Raw genomic sequence first — 24,266 nt, 5'->3', positions numbered from 1 at the left:
GCGCGGATCTGTGACGCTTTCTAAATACGCGTAGATTTCGTACATCATGAACTCCCTTAATAGCTTTTCTTTTACTTTAACATAAATAGAGATACTAGGGAACTATTTATTTCATGCGTTTGTCGTGTATTTTTAAGATATCGCTTTCAATAAACTAGAATTTTTGTTATAATAAATTTAGTTATGATGCTTATCCCCTGATGGTATCGTGAGGAAGTTGATGTTTAGATACAAATTTGACAGAAAGGAACTGAGTCATGTATAATCTTGTAGCACAGCACAGCACAGCACAGCACAGCACAGCACAGCACAGCACAGCACAGCACAGCACAGCACAGCACAGCACAGCACAGCACAGGTAAGTTGTAATATGGTAAGCTATCCTTATCGTGATTTTTGTGATGATTCATGAATTAAGTTTGGAATTTGGGAAAAAGCTTTAGGTGAGTTCTTAAATTTAAAGTTTAATTGATTAACGTTACAGAAAATAAAAATATAGAAAAAGAGGAAATTATGGAATTTTCAAAATGCAAGAAAGCATTGGCAGCAGTAACTATCGCTAGTGCATTGACAGGGGCAGCTTTACTAGTTGCACCAACTGACTTTGCAACGACAACTGTCGCTTATGCAGCGACATCATCAATTGACTTTAGTCAAGTTGATGCAGCCATTGCTAAGTACAACGCTTTGAAGGAGGCTGATTATACAGCCACTTCATGGGCAAATCTTAAGCAAGTAGATCCAACTTTTAAACAGGTTTCTAAAATGGTTTCAGAAATGAAAAATCAGACAGATGCTGTGATTGAAGAGGCTGGATACGGAACAATTGCTGAAATACAAGCTAAATTAAACGATTTTGCTACTTTGCTTAATACTGGTATAGATACAGTGTTGGTTAAAAAATCTGAAGTTGTGAACATTAATTTCACAGCTATCAAAGCAGCGATTGCAAGATATAATGCTTTGAATCAAGCTGATTATACTCCTGAATCATGGGCAGCATTTCAAGCTACTCTAGTTTATGATGGTGGTGAGGCGTTTGATGTTGCTGAATATGCTCAGCAAGTTGCAGAACTTGAGGCACTTTCACCTGATGAATTGGTTTATTACCTAAGAGCGACAGGTGTGACTGCTACAGATTTGCAAAATGAACTTGACAATAACGCAGCAGCACTCAATGAAAGAATTGACATCTTAGTTGCTGCTTCACCAGCGCAACCGCAAACACAACTTGCTAATACTGGTGCTTTACCAACAACATCAGCACCAGCAGGTGCGGTAGCAAAAACAAACGTTGCAAAAGAAACTTCTCTTGCACCGCTTGCCCTTCTTGCATCAAGTGCCTTGGCTATCTTAGGTTCCGCTGCTTATAAAATTCGCAAAGAAAATTAAGCATGATTTGTAAAAGACTAAGTGACAATTCTGTTGTTACTTGGTTTTTTATTATATAATGGTAAGAGATACTATAAAGTGAGATAGAAAATTGATATAAAATGAAACGTAGTCAAAAAATTAAAAAAACTAATAATTCAAAAAAACAGATCAGCACGCTGATTTTAATTGTCGCAAGTCTTGTTATGGTATCAACCATCATTTTTCTTGTACAGAACCAGAGTAAATCTAAACCTAAACCGAATAATAATCAGGTTCTTAACAATCTTCAAGTGATTAAGAAACAGTCTGAATCATCTCAAGGTAAAATTAAACCGATGCAAGAGAACAATCTTGATTTTGATGAAAAACTTGATCAAATCGGGCAAGTTGTCATTGACAAAGTTGGCTTGGATTTACCGATTGTTAAGGGGCGGGGGAAAGAAGATGGTACTGGTTTTGACAAGGCAATTTATGCCTGTACCAATAAAAAAGATCAGATTTTAGGTGTTAATAATTATGTTTTATCTGCTCACAGTACCTATCTATCAGCAACGGATTATTTCAGTCCGCTCTTAGTCAATGAAGACGGCAGTTTTGATATGGCACAGCCGATAGTGTTGGAAAAGCTGAAATTAAAAGCTGGTGACGAGATAACAATTAAGCAATACTCTGACAATATGAACTATCGTTTTAAGGTTACTCAATTATTCGTTGATGAAGGTCAGGGGAATTTTATTGCAACATATGAGGCGATGGGCGATAGAGTAAATCAACCTCAGTTGACCTTATACACTTGTTCCGATATTGATGGTAAAAATCGTCTGGTTATACAGGCAGATTTTCTGGATAAGACTAGCTTGCCAGCATAAGGTAACTTAAATCAAGCTGAACTGCTAACTTTTAATAAGGTTGGCAGTTTTTTTTTAGGCAAAAGTATCGTATAATGGTAAGTAATGAAATCAAAAAATAGTTCTCAAAAAAATAAATCTCATAGCGCCTTAGATAATCCATCTAAAGCAATTTTAAAACGTGTCAATGTCCTGTTTTTCTTTATTTTTGCTTTATTCTTGATTTTAGTCGGTAGACTATATCAGATGCAAATTGCCAATAAAAGCTTTTACGACAAGAAACTAGAGACCTCAGGTTCTTTGTCAACGGTTACGGAAGGCACAGCGCGCGGTCAAATTTATGATGCCAAAAATGTCCCTCTGGTTTCTAATCAAGTGGTACAGACCATTAATTTTACGCGTAGCAATACGATGACGGCAGAAGAGATGCGTCAAGTTGCGATTAAGCTTGTCAGTGTGATTCCAGATTCAGTTAAGACAGATACCCTGACTGAGCGTGATAAAAAGGATTTTTTCTTAGCTAATCCTGAAAATTTAGCCAAAGTCCAAGCGCAATTATCAGCAAAAGAACGTGTTCATTCCAAAACAGGTGAGAGATTATCTGAGGGAGAAATCTATGCTAAATATGTCAAAAAAGTGACTGATGAAGAGATCGCTTATGATGCGGATACAGAATTAGCTGCCAAACTCTATAAGCGGATGAATGCCACTTCTAATTTTGCGACGACCATTATTGCCTCAGGCAACTTTACAGCTGAACAACAAGCGACGATTGCCGAAAATGAGCGCTCATTTAAAGGAATTTCAGTCGGCACGACTTGGGAGCGAGAGTATGCCGAGTCGCCTTTGACCAGCATTTTAGGGACTGTAACCAGTGAAAAAACGGGTATTCCGGCAGAAAGTCTTGATGAGTATCTGAAAAAAGGTTATTCACGTAATGACCGTGTCGGCACTTCATACTTGGAAAAAGGCTATGAAGATGAACTTCATGGAATTAATGCTGTGAAACAAATTACGGTTGATAAAAATGGTAATGTGACAGGTGAGAAAGTCCTGAAACAAGGCGAAAAAGGTAAGAACCTGAAGTTGACCATTGATTCAAAATTCCAGCAGGGGGTGCAAGATATTCTGAAAAATAATTTTGCGGCACTCCAAGCTGAAGGATTCGGTGGATTTTCAGATGGTGCTTACGCTGTTGTTATGAACCCTACAACGGGTGCTATCTATGCGATGGGTGGCATTAAGTACGACCAAACAACGACTGCCATCACAGATGATGCGCTAGGTACGATTAAACACGTCTTCGTCCCAGGATCTGTGGTCAAGATGGGGACGATTGCAGCAGGTTGGGAAAATGGTGTCTTATCTGGCAATCAAATCTTAAACGATCAACCGATTGCCATTCAAGGGTCATTAGTGAAACAGTCATGGTTCACTAATGGTATGTCAACACCGATTTCTGCTGTTCAGGCTTTGGAATATTCCTCTAATACCTATATGATTCAGACGGCGCTAAATATTCTGGAACAGCCTTATCAGCCGGGGATGACGATTTATACCTCTAAACTTGAAGAGTCATTTAAAAAAATTCGGAAAACTTATGGTGAATTTGGCTTAGGTGTTCCGACGGGGCTTGATATTCCAGGAGAATCAACTGGTTTTAACGGTATAGATCAGACAGCAGCCAATTATTTGGATGAAAGTTTCGGTCAGTATGATAACTATACCCCTTTGCAGTTAGCTCAGTATGCAGCGACCATTGCCAATGATGGCAAACGTGTTGCCCCACATCTAGTGGAAGGTATCTATGATAGCAATATGGACGGCTCTCTAGGAGGGCTAACTAAAGCGATTGAGGCCAATACTCTGAATATCGTTGAGATTTCGCTTGAGGATGTGAGCCTACTTCAACAAGGCATGTACCAAGTGACACATGGTGGTAGCATGGCGACCGGTAAAGATATGATGGTCAATGCGAGTGTGAACATCAGTGGGAAAACCGGAACATCAGAGACGTATAGACTCGATGCCAACGGCAATCAAGTCTATCTGTCAGTGAATAATGTCGTGGCATATGCACCATCTGAAAATCCACAAATCGCAATTGGTGTGATGGTACCTGATACGATTATTAAACCTGACGGTAAAACGACTCACGCCAACCAAAATATCACACGAGATATTGTCAATCTCTACAATTCAATGTACGGTTTCAAATAAAACCTAAAAATGAAAGGCTCAAATATGGCTTATTATCCAGAACCAATCGCCAAGCTAATCGAGTCTTATGCCAAATTACCCGGTATTGGTCAAAAAACGGCAACACGTCTGGCTTTTTATACGATTGGGATGTCGGATGACGATGTTAATCAGTTTGCAGCCAATCTTTTGTCGGCTAAACGTGATCTCCACTTCTGTAGCATCTGCGGGAATCTGACGGATGCGGACCCTTGCAACATCTGCAGTGACGAATCGCGCGATCGAACGACTATCTTTGTGGTTGAGGAATCAAAGGATGTCCTTGCTATGGAAAAGATTCGGGAATATAAGGGTCTCTACCATGTCCTGCATGGGACGATTAGCCCGATGAATGGTGTCAGCCCAGATGATATTAATGTTAAAACCTTAATTATGCGATTGATGGATAGTCAGGTCGCTGAGGTGATTATCGCTACCAATGCGACAAGTGATGGTGAGGCGACTGCCATGTATTTGGCGCGCATCATTAAGCCCGCGGGGATTAAGGTGACGCGTCTGGCGCGTGGTCTTGCTGTTGGCAGTGATATCGAGTATGCCGATGAAGTCACGCTGAGTAAGGCGGTTGAGAATCGGCAGGAGATTTAACAAGGAAAACGATATAATACTCTCCTAGATGATGTTTCTGGGGAGTGTTTTTTGTTTTGAACGGTTACTAAGTCAGCATCGTTCCTTACTTGAAAGATATTTTAATTTTTAGAATTGCTACAAAATTGAAATTTATAACATATTTACTTGACAGCGTTTTCATTTAGTTGTATAATTATTGGCATAAGAGCTAAATAGTTGGTTTTGCAAACGAATCAAAAGTAAAAATTAACTATTTTGTACTCTTGTAAGTTGTTTATTTTTCGATTTGTACACTTTGATTCTGGGGTGTACCACGTAGAGAAAGGAGATGCTTATGAAAAAAGTATCTGAAGAAACAATGCGCCAAGTGAATGGTGGAGGTGGTGTGTGGTCTTGTAACAACTGTGGCTATTCAGGCTATGCTTCATCTTATGGATATGCTCTTGATAGTGCTAATTTCCATCAAGCTTATACAAGGCATTCTGTTACTCTTAGATATACCGGGTAACAAGTATTTATTATGAGCCTCTTCTCCTAACTTATCAGATGTCCAGATGAAAGAACAATGATATAAAGGGAGTAAGAGGTCTTTTTTAAGTCAAAGAATATAAGAAAAATATGAAAAAGTTACAATTATTGCTGTTTTTCGTGCTCTGCTTTTTTATGATGGGATGTAGTCAGATAAAAAAGATAGAAAAAACAGATACGAACGAGAAAGTACCTAAGTATACCTTAACTAATACGACCCCTAAGACAAATTATGCTCAGAAAACCATAACTTTACCTGATGGTATGACACATATTTTTGATTTGAAGGTGGATGAAAAGGATAAAATTCGAATCGCAGTTACAAATTCCAATCAAGATAAAATTTCAATCTACGACTCACAAGATAAAGGGGGGACTTGGCAGGAAGTTGTTACGTTGACTGATGAATTTAAAGCACTAAATATTGCTTTTTTAGATGTTCGTTTAGGAACTGGTAATCGCGCTGTTATTGATGTGAGGCTGGAAGAACACGATGATGAGCAAGATGGAAATCATGATTTATCTGGACTACCCCATAAAATTTTCTACGTAGATAGTCAGAATCGAATTTCAGAGGCACCAAAAACGGTTAGTACAACTGCATTGGAAGTTGGAACAGTTGCTTTAGACTGGATTTCTGATACTGAACTTCTTGCAGTAGGAGAGGAACAGTTAGGCATTATCAATGCTAAAACAGGAAATTTCACGCAAATTGTAAAAGAAAGAATTCAATCATCCGCAGAAAAAAATGGTTTTCTATATGTTGTAACAGATGAAAATCAACTTCAAAAGATTGATTTAGCGAAAAAGAAAATTATCAGTTTAGATAAAAACTTTCAAGTTGTGACAAAAATTTTACAGACCGATAAGACAAGCAATCCATCATTTTCGTTGAGTTCTAAAACAGATGATATTCTGTATTTAAATACACCAGATAATATTATCGAGATAAATGGTGAAGAATCAAGTGTCCTCATGAAGAAAAAAGGCTTGAAAATTGGAAGTCCAGGTAGCTATTTGGAAACGTTTGTACCGATTGGAGCAGAAGATTTCATAGCTTTGGTAAATGGCGAGTCAATCTGTTATTATACACCGACTGATGAAGTAGTTGTCAAAGAGAAAGAGAAGCTTAAAATTTTTGCTTTGAAAAATGTAACAAATGGTAAAAATTTCACCTTATCAAGTCAAGAACTAGAGGAAGTAATCTTTGAATATGAGAATCGTTATCCTGATATTGACGTTGAATTGACCTATGGGACAACTCAAAATTTGTTTGGTGGGTTTGATGTAGCGTTAGATGATGCGCTACGGTTATTTAATACACAAATAGTAGCTGGTGATGCACCAGATATCGTCGTTTTAGATAATCTAAATGCTCAGAAATATATTGATAAGGGAATGCTGGTCAATCTTTCAGATATTGTGACACCGTTGTCTTCTAAAGATTATTTTATGAGCGCCTTTGAAGCCTATAAACAAAATGATAAGTATTATGGTCTTCCTCTCTCTTTTTCGGCAACGACAGCTCTCACTAAAGGGGAACTTCAACTGGATACATCGAGTTTGAATCGTTTAACGAAAAGTGTCTTGGCATTATCAGATAAAAAAGAAAATACGATTTTTATATCAGATTTCTCTTTAGAAATGATTTCAGGCTTATATCGGTATTATATATCGAAAGTACCACAGCAGATAGATCGAAAAGAGATTGAAATGTTTTATCAGAATATAGAGTCGCTTTATCAAACATTTGATAAAAAAGAAGTAGAAGTGCTTGAAAAGAGGTTTAAGGAAGAACATGGTGGTTGGCTAAGTAAAGTGGATGCCATGCCTGTTTTTTCTAATCCATCGGCTTGGGACATCCTCAGTTTTAATGCTTTGTTGACAATACAAAATTTTGGAACGCCTAGTTCAACTTTAGAAATGGCGTTACTAAAATCAGTAGGTTATAGTCTAGAGGGATTGGGAAAGAAAAATCAAGCCTTATTGATACCGCATCAATCACTTGCTATTTTAAAGACAAGTCAAGTGCAGTCGCTTGCGAGAGATTTTATTGCTTCTAGTTTAAAACCTGAGGTACAAAAAACGTTTAACTCTAATGCGCCTGTATCAAAGATTGCCTATCGGGATATCTACCAAGCCAATGTTATTCCTTCTGCAAAAGTGAATTATCCAAATCCAACTGCTATGATTGGAGAAGGTGAAAATCAAGTAAAGGCAACAGTGCCAGAAATTAATGACAAGATGATTGAAGAATGGGTTGATTATCTGGATAAGGTCAAGATACCATCTATCATAGATGATAAGGTCTTTAGAATCATCATTGAAAATCTAGACGATATCGTAGAAGAAAAAACAACAGCTAAGGTAGCAGCAGATAAAGCTTATCAAAAACTGCAGTTGTATTTGGCAGAGTGAGCATAAAATACTAATTTTGAATCATAGAAAGAATTTAGATTAATGCGAGGAATTAAGCAACACGAGCAAAAAGATTGCGGTATTGCCTGTTTAGCGACGATATTTCGATATTATGGAATTCGAGCAAGCTATGTTAAGTTAAGAGAATTAGCACAGGTTGATGCGAATGGTTCTTCCTTATTAGCTCTGACTGAAACGGCGAGACATTATGGTTTTGAATCAGATGCACTTCAAGGCTCAATAGAAGAGTTGCAATCTGGTATCCAAAGTGGTGAGCTAAAGTTACCTATAATAGCACATATTATCAAGGATGAAGTGTTAGAGCATTATGTTGTGATACGCAAAGTGACTGTTGATAAAATTATGATTTTTGATCCTGCTAAACAAGAAATGACACTAGACTTATCAGATTTTATCAATATATGGACTGGCTTTATTATCACTTTAAGTGAAAATGATGACCTTAAGAAAGTCAATGAATCTAAAAATAGATATCAGCGTTATTTTAGTCTGATTTTCACAAAGAAAAAGTATCTATTAGGAACTTTGCTATCATCTTTCTTTTTATCTGGAGTTGCGGTTATAAGTAGTCAGGTCTATCAAAAAGTAATTGATGGTTATATCTTAAATAACGCTACTAGTAGACTTAATGCAGGTCTCTTTCAAAAATTTTCTAGTCAAATAGACCAACTTTTCGGCAGTTTGAATCAATTATTTTTCGCTTTCATTGTTATTTGTATTGTACAAGTTATCTTTTATGTTGTGAGGAATTTATTTATTCTTAGGCTGTCTAAGAAAATTGATACTGAACTGATGAATGATTTTTTTGAACATCTGACCGATTTACCTGTGTCATTTTTTACAAATCGAACAACTGGTGATATCTTATCGAGATTTCAAGATTTAAGTGATTTGCGCTATCTATTTTCCAGTGCAGGTATCGGTCTCGTTATGGATTTCTTCACGGCAGTTGTAGGTGCGGTAATTCTCTGGGAGATTAGTATTCCCTTGTTTCAAATGGTGCTTGTGATTTTGGCAGTTTACTTACTTGTCACGCTTTGCTATTTCAGACCGATAAAAAAATTAAATTTTGAGACGAAAGAAAACTATGCCAAAGTGTTATCGCAAGTTAAAGAGGCAGTTGATGGCATTGAAACTTTTAAATCTGTTGCGCCTCCTCAAATGATTCAAGATAAATTTTCCAAGCAAATGATTACTTTTTTAAATAAAAATTTTAAATTGGGATTTTTGGAAAATTTACTTTCAGCTAAGATAATGGGAGTAGAGAGTATCGGTATTTTGGCAGTTTTATGGATGGGAAGTCATCTTGTTTTAGCGGGAACCCTCAGTTTGGGTGCGCTCATTTCATTTGAGACCTTGGTGTATTTCTTTATGGCACCGATGAAAAACTTGATTGATACATTTCCAATGATTCAAAAGGCAATGGTAAGCTTGGAACGAGCTGAGGATGTTTTTGAGACGACTCGTGAGATGGCAACACATCACGGACAAGAAAAGTTAGTCAAAGTTGAGACGATTGCTTTTGAAAAAGTTAGCTTTGCTTATGGGTATCGAGAAAATATTTTAGATAATTTATCATTTACATTAAAAAAAGGTAAGACTTACGGTTTCATCGGTTCGAGCGGTAATGGTAAGTCAACCATTATGAAGTTAATGTCCGGTTTAACCTCCCTTAAAACAGGCATGATTTTCATCAATCAGAAACCTATCTCAGATTTTGAGTTATCAACTTTACGTCATGCTGTTCATTATCTGTCACAAAATGTTTTTCTCTTTAATGGTAGATTAAGAGATAATCTTTTTTTGAAGGAAGAACTCACAAATACGACTTTACTTGAAACAGTTTATAAAGGTTGTGTACTAGATGAGTTTATCGGACTTGATACCTTCGTCAGTGATAACGCCCAGAATCTATCAGGCGGTCAAAAACAAAGGATTGCTTTAGCACGTGCCTTGTTACAGGAACCGTCAGTATTGATTTTAGATGAAGCAATTAATCAATTAGATCAGGAAATGGGGCAATTCATTTTAAACTTTATCAGAACACAATTTCCAGAGATGATGTTGATTCAAATTGTTCATAATCATCAATCTTTGCTAGCGTGTCAGGATATTTTTGAGATAACTCAGGGTAAACTTTTACTTGTTAAACAGGTATGAAATAAATGTTAAGAGGTGACTAGTATCAAAATAAAAGGATTAAATAAACTACATTTATTTATGCTACCTAGTTTACTGGGTGTTCTGTTTTTCTATCTTTTACCATTGCTTAAAATTTTTGGTAGTAGCCTAAGCAATTTTGCAACCAAAGACTTTGTCGGTCTGACTCATTTTCAGCTTGTGCTTGAGAATCAAGCTTTTCGATTAGCGACTAAAAATACAGCCCTGTTTATGCTAGTCGGACTGCCGTTATTAATGGTATCATCGCTTGGATTTGCGGAAGTTTTGCGGAAATTACCACTACATTTTCAAAACTTGAAGGTTTGGTATCTGATTCCCTTGACGATACCAGCCGCATCTTTGACTTTGTTTTGGCAGTTTTTTTTCACTCAATCAGGTATTCTTAACTCTTTTTTTGCCCATCAAATCAAATGGCTTGATTCTAATCTTGGGTTTAGTGTCGTCGTCATCATTTTTATGTGGAAAAATTTTGGTTTTATGGTAATTCTCTGGCTTGGAGGGATGATGAGCATTCCTAAGGCGATGGTTGAGGCAGCACAGATTGATGGGGCGACTTCTCGAGATATTTTTTGGCGTATCCTCCTGCCTAATCTTAAACCGACAGCTTTTGTTGTCTATCTTCTGGCAATTATTAATTCCTTTAAAGTTTATCGCGATATTTATGCCCTCGCAGGTGACTATCCTCATCAAAGTATGTATCTGTTACAACATCTATTTAACAACTGGTTTCGTGATTTTGAGCTTGATAAAATGGCAGCAGGGACAATTTTGTATCTGATTGGCTTACTTGCCATTATTTTGCCAGCCCAGAGAAAGGTGGAGAAAAAATGACAGTAAGACTTAATAAAATACTGATTTTTTTCGTTTTGCTTCTAACACTCTACCCGATTTGCTTTGTCTTTCTCGGTTCGTTTATGGGGAATGAAGAGGTTAAACAGTATCTAGCCATCTTGAACGCCAAAGATTCACAACACTATGTCTCAGTATATTTTGCTCCTAAATTTCCAACTTTACGAGCATATGTGGCCTTGTTGTTAGATACCCCTGAGTTTTTTGTTGCTTTTTGGAATTCGGTGAAGGTTGTCAGCTTGATTTTAGTTGGACAACTAGCTATTAATTTACCTGCAACATGGTGGTTTATTAGAATCAAATGGCGTGGTAAAGATTGGTTATATCGTTTGTATATTGTGTTAATGGTCCTGCCTTTTGTCGTGATGATGTTACCACAGTATATGATTTTCAAACAGTTCAATCTTCTGGATAAACTTGCAGTATTGATTTTGCCAGCAATTTTTTCAACGTTTTCTGTCTTTATTATCTATCCATATTTTCGAGCTATTCCACAAGAATTGATTGAGTCTGCACAAATAGATGGTGCAACAGAGTGGCAAATTTTTTACAAAATTGGTTTGCCCTTGGCGATGCCAGGGATGATTATTTCGGTTGTACTGAACTTGATTGAATATTGGGGGAGCGTGGAGCAAACACTTGCTTTTGTCAAAGATAAGACACTCTGGACGATTCCTTTATTTGTCTCTAGTATTCAGACTAGTAAACCAGTTTTAGCCTTTGTTTCAGCAGTAGTAGCAATGATTTTACCCTTACTTGTCATGCTGATTTTTCGACAGGATTTGACAAACGGTTTATTAAATAATGCAGGAGAAAAGCAATGAAAAACATCTTGAAACAAAAAAAATTGCTAACTGTCTTGGGTGTTTTTATGGCGCTAATGCTAGGCTTTACATATTTGTCAAAGGCGACTCATCGTTTAACAATACCAGAGGTGACAGTTACACAGCTTACATCGGGTGAGCTAACTGAGAATTTCATGTCAACAGGAACAATTGGCAAATTAAAAATGATTCCAATATTTGTAGAGGAAGGACAAAAGACGACAGCAATTTCTGTGCAAGTCGGGCAAGTGGTTGAAGTTGGTACACCCTTGATGACAGTTGATTTGACGACTTTAAATCAGCAAGTTGCTAAACTTGAGCAAGAAATTAACACGCAAAATCTACTGATTGCTGCAAATGTTCAACAGGTTCAATCCAGTCAAAGTACTAAAGTTTTACGCATTACCCAAGCACAAGAAACTTATGCGACGGTCGTAGCACAGCAAGAAACGACTGTTATGAATGCACAAAATGAATTGAGTCAAGCGCAGGCTGATTATGCAAATGCAAAGGAAAATAGAGATGGTTTGAAAGTGATTGTTTCAGAAAAAGAAAAAAATCTGAAAATAGCACAAGATATGCGAGATAGTGGTATTTTACAAGCCAAACAAGCTATAGAATTAGCTCGGGCTGAACCGGATTTACCAACTTCCGACAGTGGTATTGCGTATTTGACTGTGATGCAGTTGACACAAGAGTTACAAAAATTGAAAACTTTGCAAACTGAAAAAGGTGTCATTAAATCAACATCAGTTGGTATTGTGTCGTCAATTACTGTAACAGTTGGTAGTAGTACGACGCCGGATGCTGCTTTTATATTAGCGGACAGTGATTCTGAGAATACGCTGACTTTTCAGATTGATAAAAGTCAACAAAATATGATAACAGTGGGGGAGATTGGCGAAGTAACCGGTGTTGGTAATAAAGGGAGTCGTAAATTTCAAGATGAAGCAACCGTTTTATCGGTAACAACTTTGACTGATAATCCGCAGTTTCTCCAAGTTCGTGTGGGACTGGGGAAGGTAGCCTTTGCCTATGATAGCTTTGCGTCTTTTACGCTAAATAAGACATCAATAACTTACGAAGCTTGTTTGCCCACAGAAGCACTACATGAAGATTCGAAAGGTTTCTATGTCCTGATTTGTGATGAAAAAGAAAATATCTCAGGCAAAGATAATATTGCTAAAAAAGTGAGGGTTGAAGTTTTGGAGCAAACAGCAATGCTTACAGCGATTGCACCAAATACTGGCCTTGATAAGGCGAATATCATCTGTGAAATCAATAAAACAATTTTTGAAGGTGATAAAGTGAGGGTGGTGGAAAATGCAACGACCACAGATAAATGAAGTGAAAAAAAAATTATTAGCCAGTCAATCAATTATTTTTTTAGTATTAGGCTTGATTTTCTATGCTAATGCAACACAATTTTTAGCACAAATGAAAGAATTTTCTCAAAATATCACACTTTATGAATCAAGAGCCTATCTTGATGTTAAAACTGCCAATCAGATCTTGACTAAAAATCAGTCATTACCTCAACCTTATCCCCTTGTTTTATGGGAAGAAGCATCGCAAGAAAATATTAGTAACCCACGTCTAAAACTCAATGTTGAAGCGACAGTTCTAACTGTTTTAGGGCGTTCAGAATTGTTACCTCTAGATAGTCAGACTTATTTAGCAACAACGGATTTAAACGGTTGTTTGATTTCAGAGAAATTAGCTGAGAAAGTTTTTCGAGATAAGGCTGTTGTTGGTAAAACGCTCACGGTTCGTGGTCATCTTTTGACTGTGCGGGCTGTTATCACAAACGTAACAGATACACTTATTATTGCGCGTCCGAGAGATGATAGTTCTGCGATATTTGATAGTAGTTTAATTAAAAAGTCCAACGAGTTAATGTCGGATAATACCTTGAAAAATAAGGTTTCGAGTCAACTACAGGTAACAGGGAAGTTAATAGATTTTCCGTTAATGACAGGGCTAACAACATTTTTGCTGTTGCTACCCTTACTATCTCTAACGTATTATTTTTATCATATTGTGCAACACTACCTACAGACAAGTGACATAACTTCAAAATGGAGGAGCGAGCATATTTTGAAAATTGTTTTAGTGTTGATTTGGTTCGGTTATCTAAAAACGATTTTACAGTTATCTAATGATTATATACCATCTGAGTGGTCAAACTTTGAGTTCTATCAACAGTTATGGCGTGATAAATCGTTGGCTATTTTACAATTTATCAAGATGCGTAAAGGAATTATAGAGATGCGGTATCTGGGTCTACTTATCAAAATTTTATGTTTAGATGTGATGGCTTTTATATCGTTTCGATTTTCTTATCAGATTGTAAAGGCAAAGTTAAAGTTGAGATGAAAGAAGTTTCAGAATATCAAGGCATATTAGTGATTTTTTGTAAAATAGATAAATTTGTTTTATGATATAATGATGTTATATATATATTTCAAGGAGACAAGATGTCAAAACAAAGTTTGATTTTATTATATGGCGGTCGTAGTGCTGAGCGTGAGGTATCGGTATTATCAGCGGAGAGTGTGATGTTTGCGGTTAACTACGATAAGTTTGTGGTGAAGACGTTTTTTATCACGCAAACGGGTGAGTTTGTCAAAACGCAAGTTTTCACTGAGACACCTGTTCAGGGAACGAAATTAATGACTAACGCAACGGTTGTTGCGGCTGATATCGTGTCACCTGCTAGTATTTATGAAGCAGGAGCTGTTGTTTTTCCTGTCCTTCATGGTCCTATGGGTGAAGATGGGTCAATTCAAGGCTTCCTTGAGGTGCTCAAAATGCCTTATGTTGGGCCGAATATCACCTCAGCTAGTGTGACCATGGATAAAATCATGGCGAAACATGTCTTTGAGTCGGTTGGTGTGCCGCAAGTCCCTTATGTGGCCTTGACGGATTTGGCTGAGCTTGACGCCAAAATCGCTGAAGTGACAGCGACCTTGACCTATCCTGTCTTTGTTAAACCGGCCAATATGGGTTCGTCTGTCGGCATCTCCAAAGTCGCGTCTGAATCTGACTTACGTTCTGCCATAGAAGAGGCGCTAAAATTCGACAGTCGCATTCTCATCGAGCAAGGGCTTGATGCGCGCGAAATCGAGGTGGCGGTGCTGGGCAATTCTGATGTGATGACGACCTTGCCGGGCGAAGTGGTCAAGGATGTGGCGTTTTATGATTACAAGGCTAAATATATCGACAATCAAATCACCATGGCAATTCCTGCGAGTATTCCAGAAGAGACGGCAGCAGCCATGCGAAAATACGCGGAAATTGCCTATCGTGCAGTTGCAGGGACTGGCTTGTCACGCTGTGACTTCTTCATGACGGCTGACCAAGAGATTTATCTGAATGAAATTAATGCGATTCCTGGTTTCACGCAGTTCTCCATGTACCCTCTTTTGTGGGAGAACATGGGGTTAGATTACTCGGATTTGATTGAAAAATTGGTTGAGTTAGCGCTTGAAGCCTTTAACATTCGGGAGAGTAAGCTTTCGGATTAAGTGGATTTTAGACAATGTCTTATGTTTTCTCATGGGAAAAATGGGAAGGACCCCTCATGTTTGAAATTGAAAAAATCAAGAAATTAAACGAGACGGAATTTCAAATCTATAATTTTCTGATGGATCATGTGGCTGAAGTCAGCAAGATGACAATTCGAGAATTAGCCCAAATGACACATGTGTCAGCAGCAACCATTGTCAGATTTTGCCGGCATCTGGGATTTGCGGGTTTTTCAGAACTTAAATTTCATATGACGCAGGCTAATCACTATGAACCCTCTTTGGAGAGCTACTATGCTAATTTTCTGGAGCTCAATTCCTTTTTGAAAGGCTTGACGGGGGCTAAGTTTCAGGAGAAACTAACTCGAGCATGCCAAATTATTGAATCTTGTGACTATACGATTTTTATGGGTATTGGGACGAGTGGCGCCCTTGCTAAGTATGGTTACAGATATTTTAATAATGTTGGCATTCAATCATCCGTGATTACTGATCCTTATTTTCCAATTGTAGGAAATGGTTATAAGAATGCTTGTATGATTGTTCTATCAGTTTCTGGTGAGACTGAGGAAATCATTATGCAATTAGACAAACTCAAGAAAAATTGTGTCAAGATTATCTCTATCACTAATGACGAAGATGGGACAATTTCTAAGATGTCAGATTTGAATTTTTCTTACTATATGATTGACGAATTTGCGAGTACTAAGGCGATTAAGCTGACAACGCAGTTACCAGTGCTTGCCTTAATTGAGATATTGGCACATCATGTGAAGATTACTAAATAAAGTAAAGACTAAGCTTGTTAAAAAGCTTAGTCTTTTTGTTTCAACTTATGAAACAAGTTTCTTTGTGACTAAAAGCTATTCCAATTTTAAAAGATGTGCTTTATACTAAGGTTAAGTAAGCGCTTGCAATGAAACTTTTATAACTAATCATAATTGAGTTTCGGCTCCTTTAGACTATGAAAAAAGATAAAACTCCGCAGACACTGTTGTGTCTTTACGTCTTTTCCTATTTTTTATAGCCCAGGGCAGTCGCCTCAACATCTTAATGGAGAATATAAATGAACAACTTTATTAACGGGACTTTGATTCCGAAAATCATGAAATTTGTTTCTACCAAACCTATGGTGGCATTTAGGAATGGTATGCTTTACACGATGCCATTTTCAATTATTGGCTCGGTTTTCTTACTACTTGCGAATATCCCAATTCCAAGTGTTGCAAAAGCAGTTGAAAATGCAGGTTTATCAACGTATTTTAATCAAGCATTTGGTGCAACGTTTGCGGTGATGGCATTTTTTGCAGCGATTGGTATTACGATTTCTTATGTGAAAGAACAAGGGATTGAGGATACTTTACCAGCTGGTATGATTTCTTTTTCTTCATTTTTACTTTTGATGAGTTCAGAAGTTGCTGAAACAAAAAGTGGCAATTTTGTAGGTAATGTGATTAACAAAGATTGGACCGGTGGTAAAGGGATGATTGTTGCCATTATCGTTGGTCTCTTTGTCGGGGTTGTCTACTCTTGGTTTATCAAACATGATATTCGGATTAAGTTACCTGATGGTGTACCACCAAATGTTGCCAGTTCTTTTACAGCCTTGATTCCTGGTTTCGCAATCACTGTCATGACTTTAGTTGTCTATATCATTTTTGACCAGTTTCACACGACATTTTTCGATTGGATTTACAAAGTATTACAGACACCTCTGCAAGGTATGACAACGACTTTACCTGGTGTGATTTTATTAGGCGTTTTGATACCACTATTTTGGTTCTTTGGGATTCATGGTTCAACAATTGTTGGCGGCATTATGGGTCCACTTTTGACCGCAAATTCTCTTGACAATAAAGCAATTCTTGATTCAGGCAAAGCATTGACTTTAGCCAATGGTGGTAAAATCGTGACCCAACAATTTTTGGACCAGTATATGACCGTAACAGGTGCGGGGATGACGATTGGCTTAGTTGTCTTCATGGTTTTCTTTGCTAAATCTCAGCAGTACAAGGAACTTGGCAAATTGTCTATCATTCCAGGATTATTTAACATCAATGAACCAGTGATTTTTGCCACACCCATTGTGATGAATCCAATTATGCTCTTACCATTTATTTTATCGCCTTTATGTTCAGGCTTACTGCTGTATTTCTCAATCTATACAGGTATCGTCCCAATGTTTGCAGGAGTTGTTGTACCGTGGACGACACCACCAATTATCTCAGGATTTTTGACAAATGGTTGGCAAGCAGCAATTTTACAAGCGATATGTTTGACGATGACTTTCTTTATTTACTTACCGTTTGCTAAGAAGATGGATCAACTCACAGTCGCACAAGAAAAAGAAACAAGCGCACAATAAACCATACGTAAACATTAAGCTAAGAGTTAAACTAAATACAACACTAAACATTGTCCGATAGTACAATAGAAAAGAGATTGGAGAGAAAAATGGCTTTAAGAAATGATTTTTTATGGGGTGGCGCAGTTGCTGCCCATCAATTGGAAGGTGGTTGGCAAGCAGGTGGTAAAGGTGTTTCTGTTGCCGATGTCATGACAGTTGGTGCCAATGGTGTGGCACGCAGGATTACAGATGGTGTCTTGCCCGATGAAAATTATCCCAATCATGAAGCAATTGATTTTTATCATCGCTATAAAGAAGATGTGGCTTTATTCGCAGAACTCGGACTCAAGTGTTTTAGGACGTCTATCGCTTGGACACGGATTTTTCCAAACGGTGATGAACTAGAAGCTAATGAAGCAGGTCTGCAATTTTATGACGACTTGTTTGATGAATGTCTGAAATATGGGATTGATCCAGTCATTACCCTGTCGCATTTTGAAATGCCTTATCATTTAGTCACTGAATATGGTGGCTGGCGGAATCGCAAGCTGATTGACTTCTTTGTTCGTTTTGCGGAAACAGTCTTTAAACGTTATAAAAACAAGGTCAAGTATTGGATGACCTTCAACGAGATTAATAATCAAGCCAACTATGTCGAAGATTTTGCCCCTTTTACAAATTCAGGGCTTAAATTTACTGACGACGAAGATAGAGAACCCGTTATGTATCAGGCTGCTCACTATGAGCTTGTGGCAAGTGCGAAAGCTGTCAAAATCGGTCATGAGATCAATCCTGAGTTTCAAATTGGGAGTATGATTGCCATGTGTCCGATTTATCCGGCGAGCATGAATCCGCAGGATATCATGAAGGCGCAGGTTGCCATGCAACGCCGTTACTGGTTTAGCGATGTGCATGCGCGTGGTCATTATCCGAGCTACCTGACGGCTTACTTCAAGCGCCGTGGTTTCAATCTCGACATCACCGAGGCTGATAAAAAAGATTTGGCAGCAGGAACAGTGGACTACATTGGTTTTTCTTACTACATGAGCTTTGCGGTGAAAGACACGGATAATGGTGCTGGTTTTGATTACGATGAGGCCAAGGAGTTGATTCGTAACCCTTATGTTGACGCGAGCGAATGGGGGTGGCAGATTGACCCGCTTGGCTTACGCTATGTGATGAACTGGTTTAACGAGCGCTATGAACTGCCCTTGTTTATCGTGGAAAATGGTTTTGGTGCAGTAGATGAGCTTGTCGATGGCAAGATTCACGATGACTATCGCATTGCTTATCTGCGTGCCCACATTGAACAAATGATAGAGGCCGTTGAAATAGATGGCGTTGACTTGCTCGGTTATACACCGTGGGGCTTTATCGATTTGGTTTCTGCCGGAACGGGCGAGATGAAAAAACGTTATGGTATGATTTATGTCGATAAAGATAACGATGGTAAAGGCACACTGAGTCGCAGTAAGAAAGACTCTTTTGACTGGTATCAAAAGGTAATTGCGACTAATGGAGAAGTGTTGTAAAGTTACAACTAAAGCAAAAATATGTCGAGTAATCTCGGCATTTTTTTGATAAAATAAAAGATATGAAAAAGAATCAGGTGTACTTATGAATTTAACCTTACATGAAGTAGCAAACGCCGTCAAGGCGCAAAACGATGTCTCAAAATATGAGAACCGTGTGCTTGGCACTATTGAGTTTGACAGCCGGCGCATCAAGTCTGGTGACATTTTCCTGCCCCTAAAGGGCGCGCGTGACGGTCACGATTTTATCCCGACGGCTTTCGAAAATGGCGCAGTTGTCACGCTTTCAGAGCAAGTGGTCGATGTTCCTCATATTTTAGTCGACAATACTGAGCAGGCTTTTCAGGATTTAGCCCGCTATTATCTGGCAAAAACGGCGGTCGATGTCATCGCCATCACTGGCAGCAACGGTAAAACGACGACCAAGGACATGACCGCGCAGATACTTGCGACGACCTATAAAACTTACAAAACGCAAGGCAACTACAACAACGAAATCGGCCTGCCCTACACCGTTCTCCACATGCCTGCCGACACTGAAAAACTGGTGCTTGAAATGGGTCAAGACCACATGGGCGACATTCATTTACTGTCTACTCTTGCCAAACCAAAACTTGCGGTCATCACGCTGATTGGTGAAAGCCATCTCGAGTTTTTCGGCACCCGCGAGAAAATCGCTGAAGGCAAGATGCAGATTATCGACGGCTTGGTCCATGGCGGTGAACTCATCGCACCAGCTGACAAAATCATCAACGCCTATTTACCTGAAAATCAGAAAATCACACGGTTCGGTGCAGATGCGGATATTCACCTGACAGCCCTTTATGAGCACAAAGACCATCTAAGTTTCACGGTTAATTTCCTAGATGAGGACTTGACAATTCCAGTTCCCGGAAAATTTAACGCGACAAATGCCATGGTTGCTGCTTACGTCGGAACGGTGGAGGGTGTTACACCCAAGGCGATAAAGACAGCTTTGGCGCATCTCAATCTGACCAAAAACCGTGTGGAGTGGCTCAAAGCAAGCAATGGTGCGGATATTTTATCAGATGTCTATAATGCCAATCCAACGGCTATGCGGTTGATTTTAGAAACTTTCCAAACCATTGACCCTAACCCTGAAGGCAGAAAAATCGCTGTTTTGGCAGATATGAAAGAATTAGGTAAGCAATCTGCACAGCTCCATGCAGAAATGATTACGGCGCTCAATCCTGAAAAACTGGATTTGCTCTATCTTTATGGAGAAGAAATGCTGCCCTTGGCGCAGTTGGCGATGGAGATTTTCCCACCTGAAACCGTTAAATATTTCCGTCAAGATGATGAAAAGAATGAACTTGAAAGTATGGCACAAACCTTGCTTGGCGATTTGAAACCTACGGATCAAATCTTGCTCAAAGGTAGTAACTCCATGCGCTTGGCGGAAATTGTGAAAAAACTGTAAAATTTGTTCAAAAGAAAAGGCTGTGCTTTAGTACTCAGCCTTTTTTGTTTAGAGATTTTTGTCTTGCTTTAAAGCCTTCAACGATAGGATATTCGCTAACGAAAGAGATAACAAGAATGACGCTGTTGCATAAGCTGATTACAGCAGGCAAGTAAGTCGGCAACTCGTATTGCCAAATGTTAATCTGGTAAAGACGGAGGAGTATCGGAAGAATATAAGGTGTAAGAAGTGCTAACCAAATGAGGTAGGAGGTTGTTTTCCATGCTTTTGGGTTAAAGACATGTCGGCTGACCAAAGCTGATGTGACGATCATCAAAATAAGGGTGCAACTCGCCATGATTAGGGCGGTTAGAAGGGAAAAATAGGAATGGTTAATCCCATTGACTTCAATCGTGTAGCTACTAAAAGCGAAGGGCATTGTCCCTACAAATACGATAAATAGTAAAAGATGTGTTTTGAAAAAGTTGCTCATTGTGTCATTGGGTAAGGCGTTTAAAATGTCTTGTGCCATTTCTTTTGGTCGATTGCCAAAGAAAGTTTCTGCTGAAATACCCTCTAAATCAGCTTTTTTTAAATCATTTGCGATTTCATTGATTTTGAGTTCAAGACGTAAGGCATTTTTTAGCAGTCCTTTTGTTCGCAAATAGCTCATCAAATCAGAGAGAAATTGACCATTGTCAGGAGTTAAGGAGTTCAAAATTTGATAAGAATTTTTCATGAGTTGTTTTGTTTTTAACATACGATTTCCTCCGCAAGTTTCTTTTAAAATTTTTTCCGCATTTTCCACATTTCAGCTAAGGGAAACTGTTGGATAAGGTAGAGAACAGCAGCGATCATGGTAATAGTGATTGCAGTGGGTTGCCAATAAGCTGGAATTTCATAGCGCCAAATATCAAGGTGGAGTAGGTGAAGAAACATCGGAATCATATAAGTAATCATCATTGTCATCCAAATGAGGTAAGGTGTTGTCTTACGCATCTTTTGATTAAAGACACCACGACTTATCAAAGCTGATGTGATAAACATAAATAAAATTGAATAACTTGCCATGAGTAGAATGGCCAAAAATGAGATATAGTGATGTTCAATGCCATTAATTTCATCTGTGTAGGCACTAAAAGCGAATGGCATTACACCAAAAAACGATATGAGGAGTAAGAAATGTGTTTTGAACAGATGGCTGATCTTATCATTTGGTAAGGATTTTAGAATGTCCTGCGCTGTTTCTTTGGGTTGATTGCCAAAGAAAGTTTCTGCTGAAATGCCCTCTAAATCAGCCTTTTTTAAATCATTTGCGATTTCATTGATTTTGAGTTCAAGACTTAAGGCATTTTTTAGAAAAGCTTTTGTTCGCAAGTATTGCATCAAATCATAGAAAAATTGACCATTATCAGGTGTTAAGGAGTTCAAAATTTGATAAGAATTTTTCATGAGTTGTTTCGTTTTTGTCATTTGATATTTCCTTTCTGCGATTTTGCTTTTCAAAATCTTGAAACTTGACCTACGCTTTCGCTCCGTCTAAGCGGGGGCATTCGCGAGCGTTGTCCGCTCAAAGGCTTTCTTATAGTGATGATTTTCTGCTTTTATGAACAGTTAATAGCGTTATACTGAGCATGCTTGTCAAGTAAAGTAATACGGCAATCAGTTGGCAATCAACCCAAAACATCGGCACCTCAAAACTCAGCCAGTGAATAGGATTGCCAAGGAGAAAAACCATGAAATAGAATGTGAGAGAGGTCAAGCAAAATAGGGCAACTATTTTTAAAAGGTCTTTAGTAAATGCGATAAAGCTGAATATTTTAAAAATAAGATAGATTAGTAAAGAGATAAGCGTGGGCGTTAGCACTGCAGATAAAATTGAAAAATAAGCATGGTCAGCGCCATTTATATTACGGATACTGATGCTAGATAGAAAGGCGACAAAGAGAACAGTGATGCAAAACAGCAATAAATTATCTTTGATGACATCACTAACTTTTTTATTGGGAATTGCAGCTAGAATTTCTTGACTTGCCTTTTTAGGCTGCTGACCGAAAAAATCTTCAGCGGAAATACCATCTTGTTCAGCTTGGGCAAAATCATTGATGATTTCATTTAGTTTAAGGCCAAGTGCTGTTTCATCTTTAAAAATGTTGTCCCCATACATTGAGAGCATCAAGTTTCTAACGAAGGCTTGATTTTCTTTGTTTAAAGCATTTAGAGCGCTAATTGTATCGGTTTTTAATTGCTTTATATACGGTTGATTGGTCATCTTCTACCTCAAACTTTCAAAAATATTGATATATGTGGCAAATCTTGAAATAAAATCTGTTTTTGCTAATTTTCCCTCTTCTGATAAAGCATAGTATTTGCGACTTGGGCCTTCGTCGGATTTTCGGGTTTCTGTTGTAACCCAATCGTTTTTTTCAAATTTGGTGAGTATGGGATAAATCGTTCCCATGGACACATCATCAAGTCCAATATCGGCAAATTTTTGTGAAATTTCGTAACCATACAGGTCATCTGATTGCCCGATAATCATGAGTAAGAATCCTTCGACAATTCCTTTTCGGAGTTGACTTTCATTAATATAGTCGATTTTGAAAACCTCCTTAGCTATTATGTCTAACATAATAGTAACAAAAAGATAACTATTATGCAAGACATAATAGCTAAAAAAACATCAAAAAAAGCGCTCCTCGAACGCTTTCGTCAAATTGAGTTTTCAGTTTTTGCTAACTCAATACCAACCATTAGCAAGATGAAATTGCCAGGCAGCTTCCCATGAATCGTAGCGGTCAGCGACATAGGCGTCGGCAACGCGCTCTTGATTTTCAGGAGAGAAGTCGCTATTGAGATATGACGCTGTCAGTTGGTAACGACCGTAGTATTGCCCGTTTTGCGCCGTGTAAGAACCACCGGATTCAGTCATAGCGATGGCCTCTTTTGCAGAGTTGACGATAAAACCGTTATTGGTCGCAATGGTTGCTGTGGATTGCGCAGCGAGTTTTGTAGTATTGCTTGGTTCAGTCGATGTTTTTTTATCAGCCTTAGTTGTTGTGTCGAATTTGAGTGTATCCCCGACATGGATGAGACTGGCATCGTCGATATGGTTAGCTGTTGCAATCGTTTGAATATGTGTTTGGTCATGATAGAACTGATCTGAAATACTTGATAAGGTATCACCAGATTGAACGGTGTAAGTCACTTGGTCAGCGCTAACTGTTTGAGTTGTCACGAAGAGGCCGCTAGTAACGAGTAGACCAACTAAAAGTGCGACTGTTTTAAATGACAGTTTTGTTGCTGTGTTGTTTGTGTTGTGATTATAAGTTTTCATGGTGTTTATTTTAACAGATATATTTATCACCAATATGAAAGGTGCGTGAATTTTTAATGACGAATATGACAATTTATTACAAAAGGACTTTTAGAAATGTGCTATATTCCCGAGTTTGACAGTTAAAAATCAGAAAAACACTATTCCGCCTTGTGATATAAGGAGTTATAGCGTTTTGTTCTCAATTATTTTTGTTGTATACACACCCCTCTTGCGAATTGTCTCAGCTCCTCT

General features: G+C 38.2%; 21 protein-coding genes. 16 read left to right on the top strand and 5 right to left on the bottom strand.

Annotated elements, in window-relative coordinates:
• The first annotated feature begins 513 nt into the window (after positions 1 to 513).
• From ACYQ21_RS09330 to ACYQ21_RS09255, 16 genes are all read left to right on the top strand, one after another.
• Complete coding sequence (locus ACYQ21_RS09330) at positions 514 to 1,392, top strand: hypothetical protein (protein ID WP_460057871.1); 879 nt, start codon at positions 514 to 516, stop codon at positions 1,390 to 1,392.
• Positions 1,393 to 1,493: 101 nt separating this feature from the next.
• Positions 1,494 to 2,243, top strand: coding sequence for a sortase domain-containing protein (locus tag ACYQ21_RS09325; protein ID WP_460057869.1), 750 nt, complete (start codon positions 1,494 to 1,496; stop codon positions 2,241 to 2,243).
• Between the two features lie 84 nt (positions 2,244 to 2,327).
• Positions 2,328 to 4,442 carry a penicillin-binding transpeptidase domain-containing protein gene (locus ACYQ21_RS09320; RefSeq protein WP_460057867.1) on the top strand — a complete coding sequence of 705 codons (2,115 nt, stop codon included), beginning with the start codon at positions 2,328 to 2,330 and terminating at the stop codon, positions 4,440 to 4,442.
• A 24-nt stretch (positions 4,443 to 4,466) separates the two neighbouring features.
• Positions 4,467 to 5,066 (top strand): recombination mediator RecR, encoded by a 600-nt coding sequence (recR, locus tag ACYQ21_RS09315; protein WP_460057864.1) that lies wholly within the window; start codon positions 4,467 to 4,469, stop codon positions 5,064 to 5,066.
• Between the two features lie 316 nt (positions 5,067 to 5,382).
• Positions 5,383 to 5,556: a hypothetical protein gene (locus ACYQ21_RS09310; protein ID WP_460057862.1), complete on the top strand. Its 174-nt coding sequence runs from the start codon at positions 5,383 to 5,385 to the stop codon at positions 5,554 to 5,556.
• Positions 5,557 to 5,666: 110 nt separating this feature from the next.
• Positions 5,667 to 7,994 (top strand): extracellular solute-binding protein, encoded by a 2,328-nt coding sequence (locus tag ACYQ21_RS09305; protein WP_460057860.1) that lies wholly within the window; start codon positions 5,667 to 5,669, stop codon positions 7,992 to 7,994.
• Positions 7,995 to 8,036: 42 nt separating this feature from the next.
• The gene (locus ACYQ21_RS09300; protein ID WP_460057858.1) at positions 8,037 to 10,175 is read left to right on the top strand and encodes a peptidase domain-containing ABC transporter; all 2,139 of its coding nucleotides are present in this window, start codon (positions 8,037 to 8,039) and stop codon (positions 10,173 to 10,175) included.
• 15 nt (positions 10,176 to 10,190) lie between these two features.
• Positions 10,191 to 11,027 carry a carbohydrate ABC transporter permease gene (locus tag ACYQ21_RS09295; RefSeq protein ID WP_460057856.1) on the top strand — a complete coding sequence of 279 codons (837 nt, stop codon included), beginning with the start codon at positions 10,191 to 10,193 and terminating at the stop codon, positions 11,025 to 11,027.
• Entirely contained in the window at positions 11,024 to 11,869 is an 846-nt protein-coding gene (locus tag ACYQ21_RS09290) for a carbohydrate ABC transporter permease (RefSeq protein WP_460057854.1), read from the top strand. The genes ACYQ21_RS09295 and ACYQ21_RS09290 overlap by 4 nt, the downstream gene beginning before the upstream one ends.
• Positions 11,866 to 13,215 carry a hypothetical protein gene (locus tag ACYQ21_RS09285; protein ID WP_460057852.1) on the top strand — a complete coding sequence of 450 codons (1,350 nt, stop codon included), beginning with the start codon at positions 11,866 to 11,868 and terminating at the stop codon, positions 13,213 to 13,215. The genes ACYQ21_RS09290 and ACYQ21_RS09285 overlap by 4 nt, the downstream gene beginning before the upstream one ends.
• Positions 13,193 to 14,245: an ABC transporter permease gene (locus ACYQ21_RS09280; protein WP_460057850.1), complete on the top strand. Its 1,053-nt coding sequence runs from the start codon at positions 13,193 to 13,195 to the stop codon at positions 14,243 to 14,245. Before ACYQ21_RS09285 ends, ACYQ21_RS09280 begins: the two co-directional genes overlap by 23 nt.
• A 101-nt stretch (positions 14,246 to 14,346) precedes the next feature.
• On the top strand, positions 14,347 to 15,396 hold the full coding sequence (locus ACYQ21_RS09275; protein ID WP_460057848.1) for a D-alanine--D-alanine ligase: 1,050 nt from the start codon (positions 14,347 to 14,349) through the stop codon (positions 15,394 to 15,396).
• A 56-nt stretch (positions 15,397 to 15,452) separates the two neighbouring features.
• Positions 15,453 to 16,184 carry a MurR/RpiR family transcriptional regulator gene (locus ACYQ21_RS09270; protein WP_460057846.1) on the top strand — a complete coding sequence of 244 codons (732 nt, stop codon included), beginning with the start codon at positions 15,453 to 15,455 and terminating at the stop codon, positions 16,182 to 16,184.
• A gap of 278 nt (positions 16,185 to 16,462) precedes the next feature.
• Positions 16,463 to 17,761 carry a PTS sugar transporter subunit IIC gene (locus tag ACYQ21_RS09265; RefSeq protein WP_460057844.1) on the top strand — a complete coding sequence of 433 codons (1,299 nt, stop codon included), beginning with the start codon at positions 16,463 to 16,465 and terminating at the stop codon, positions 17,759 to 17,761.
• A gap of 89 nt (positions 17,762 to 17,850) precedes the next feature.
• A complete protein-coding gene (locus ACYQ21_RS09260; RefSeq protein WP_460057842.1) occupies positions 17,851 to 19,275 on the top strand; it encodes a 6-phospho-beta-glucosidase in 1,425 nt (474 codons plus the stop codon).
• Between the two features lie 85 nt (positions 19,276 to 19,360).
• Positions 19,361 to 20,716 carry a UDP-N-acetylmuramoyl-tripeptide--D-alanyl-D-alanine ligase gene (locus ACYQ21_RS09255; RefSeq protein WP_460057840.1) on the top strand — a complete coding sequence of 452 codons (1,356 nt, stop codon included), beginning with the start codon at positions 19,361 to 19,363 and terminating at the stop codon, positions 20,714 to 20,716.
• A 34-nt stretch (positions 20,717 to 20,750) separates the two neighbouring features.
• On the opposite strand, the gene ACYQ21_RS09250 is transcribed toward ACYQ21_RS09255, so the two are convergent.
• The 5 genes from ACYQ21_RS09250 to ACYQ21_RS09230 all read right to left on the bottom strand — a co-directional run bounded on the left by ACYQ21_RS09250 (position 20,751) and on the right by ACYQ21_RS09230 (position 24,032).
• A complete protein-coding gene (locus tag ACYQ21_RS09250; RefSeq protein WP_460057838.1) occupies positions 20,751 to 21,455 on the bottom strand; it encodes a hypothetical protein in 705 nt (234 codons plus the stop codon).
• Positions 21,456 to 21,478: 23 nt separating this feature from the next.
• Entirely contained in the window at positions 21,479 to 22,168 is a 690-nt protein-coding gene (locus ACYQ21_RS09245) for a hypothetical protein (protein WP_460057836.1), read from the bottom strand.
• A 109-nt stretch (positions 22,169 to 22,277) separates the two neighbouring features.
• Positions 22,278 to 22,967 carry a hypothetical protein gene (locus ACYQ21_RS09240; RefSeq protein ID WP_460057834.1) on the bottom strand — a complete coding sequence of 230 codons (690 nt, stop codon included), beginning with the start codon at positions 22,965 to 22,967 and terminating at the stop codon, positions 22,278 to 22,280.
• A 3-nt stretch (positions 22,968 to 22,970) separates the two neighbouring features.
• Positions 22,971 to 23,327, bottom strand: a complete 357-nt coding sequence (locus ACYQ21_RS09235) for a PadR family transcriptional regulator (RefSeq protein WP_460057832.1) — start codon at positions 23,325 to 23,327, stop codon at positions 22,971 to 22,973.
• 108 nt (positions 23,328 to 23,435) lie between these two features.
• Positions 23,436 to 24,032, bottom strand: a complete 597-nt coding sequence (locus ACYQ21_RS09230; protein WP_460057830.1) for a LysM peptidoglycan-binding domain-containing protein — start codon at positions 24,030 to 24,032, stop codon at positions 23,436 to 23,438.
• Positions 24,033 to 24,266: the final 234 nt, after the last annotated feature.

This window comes from Pseudolactococcus yaeyamensis (assembly GCF_054658615.1).
The sequence above is the reverse complement of the archived record's forward strand: the minus strand, read 5'-3'. Positions and strand labels throughout refer to the sequence as shown.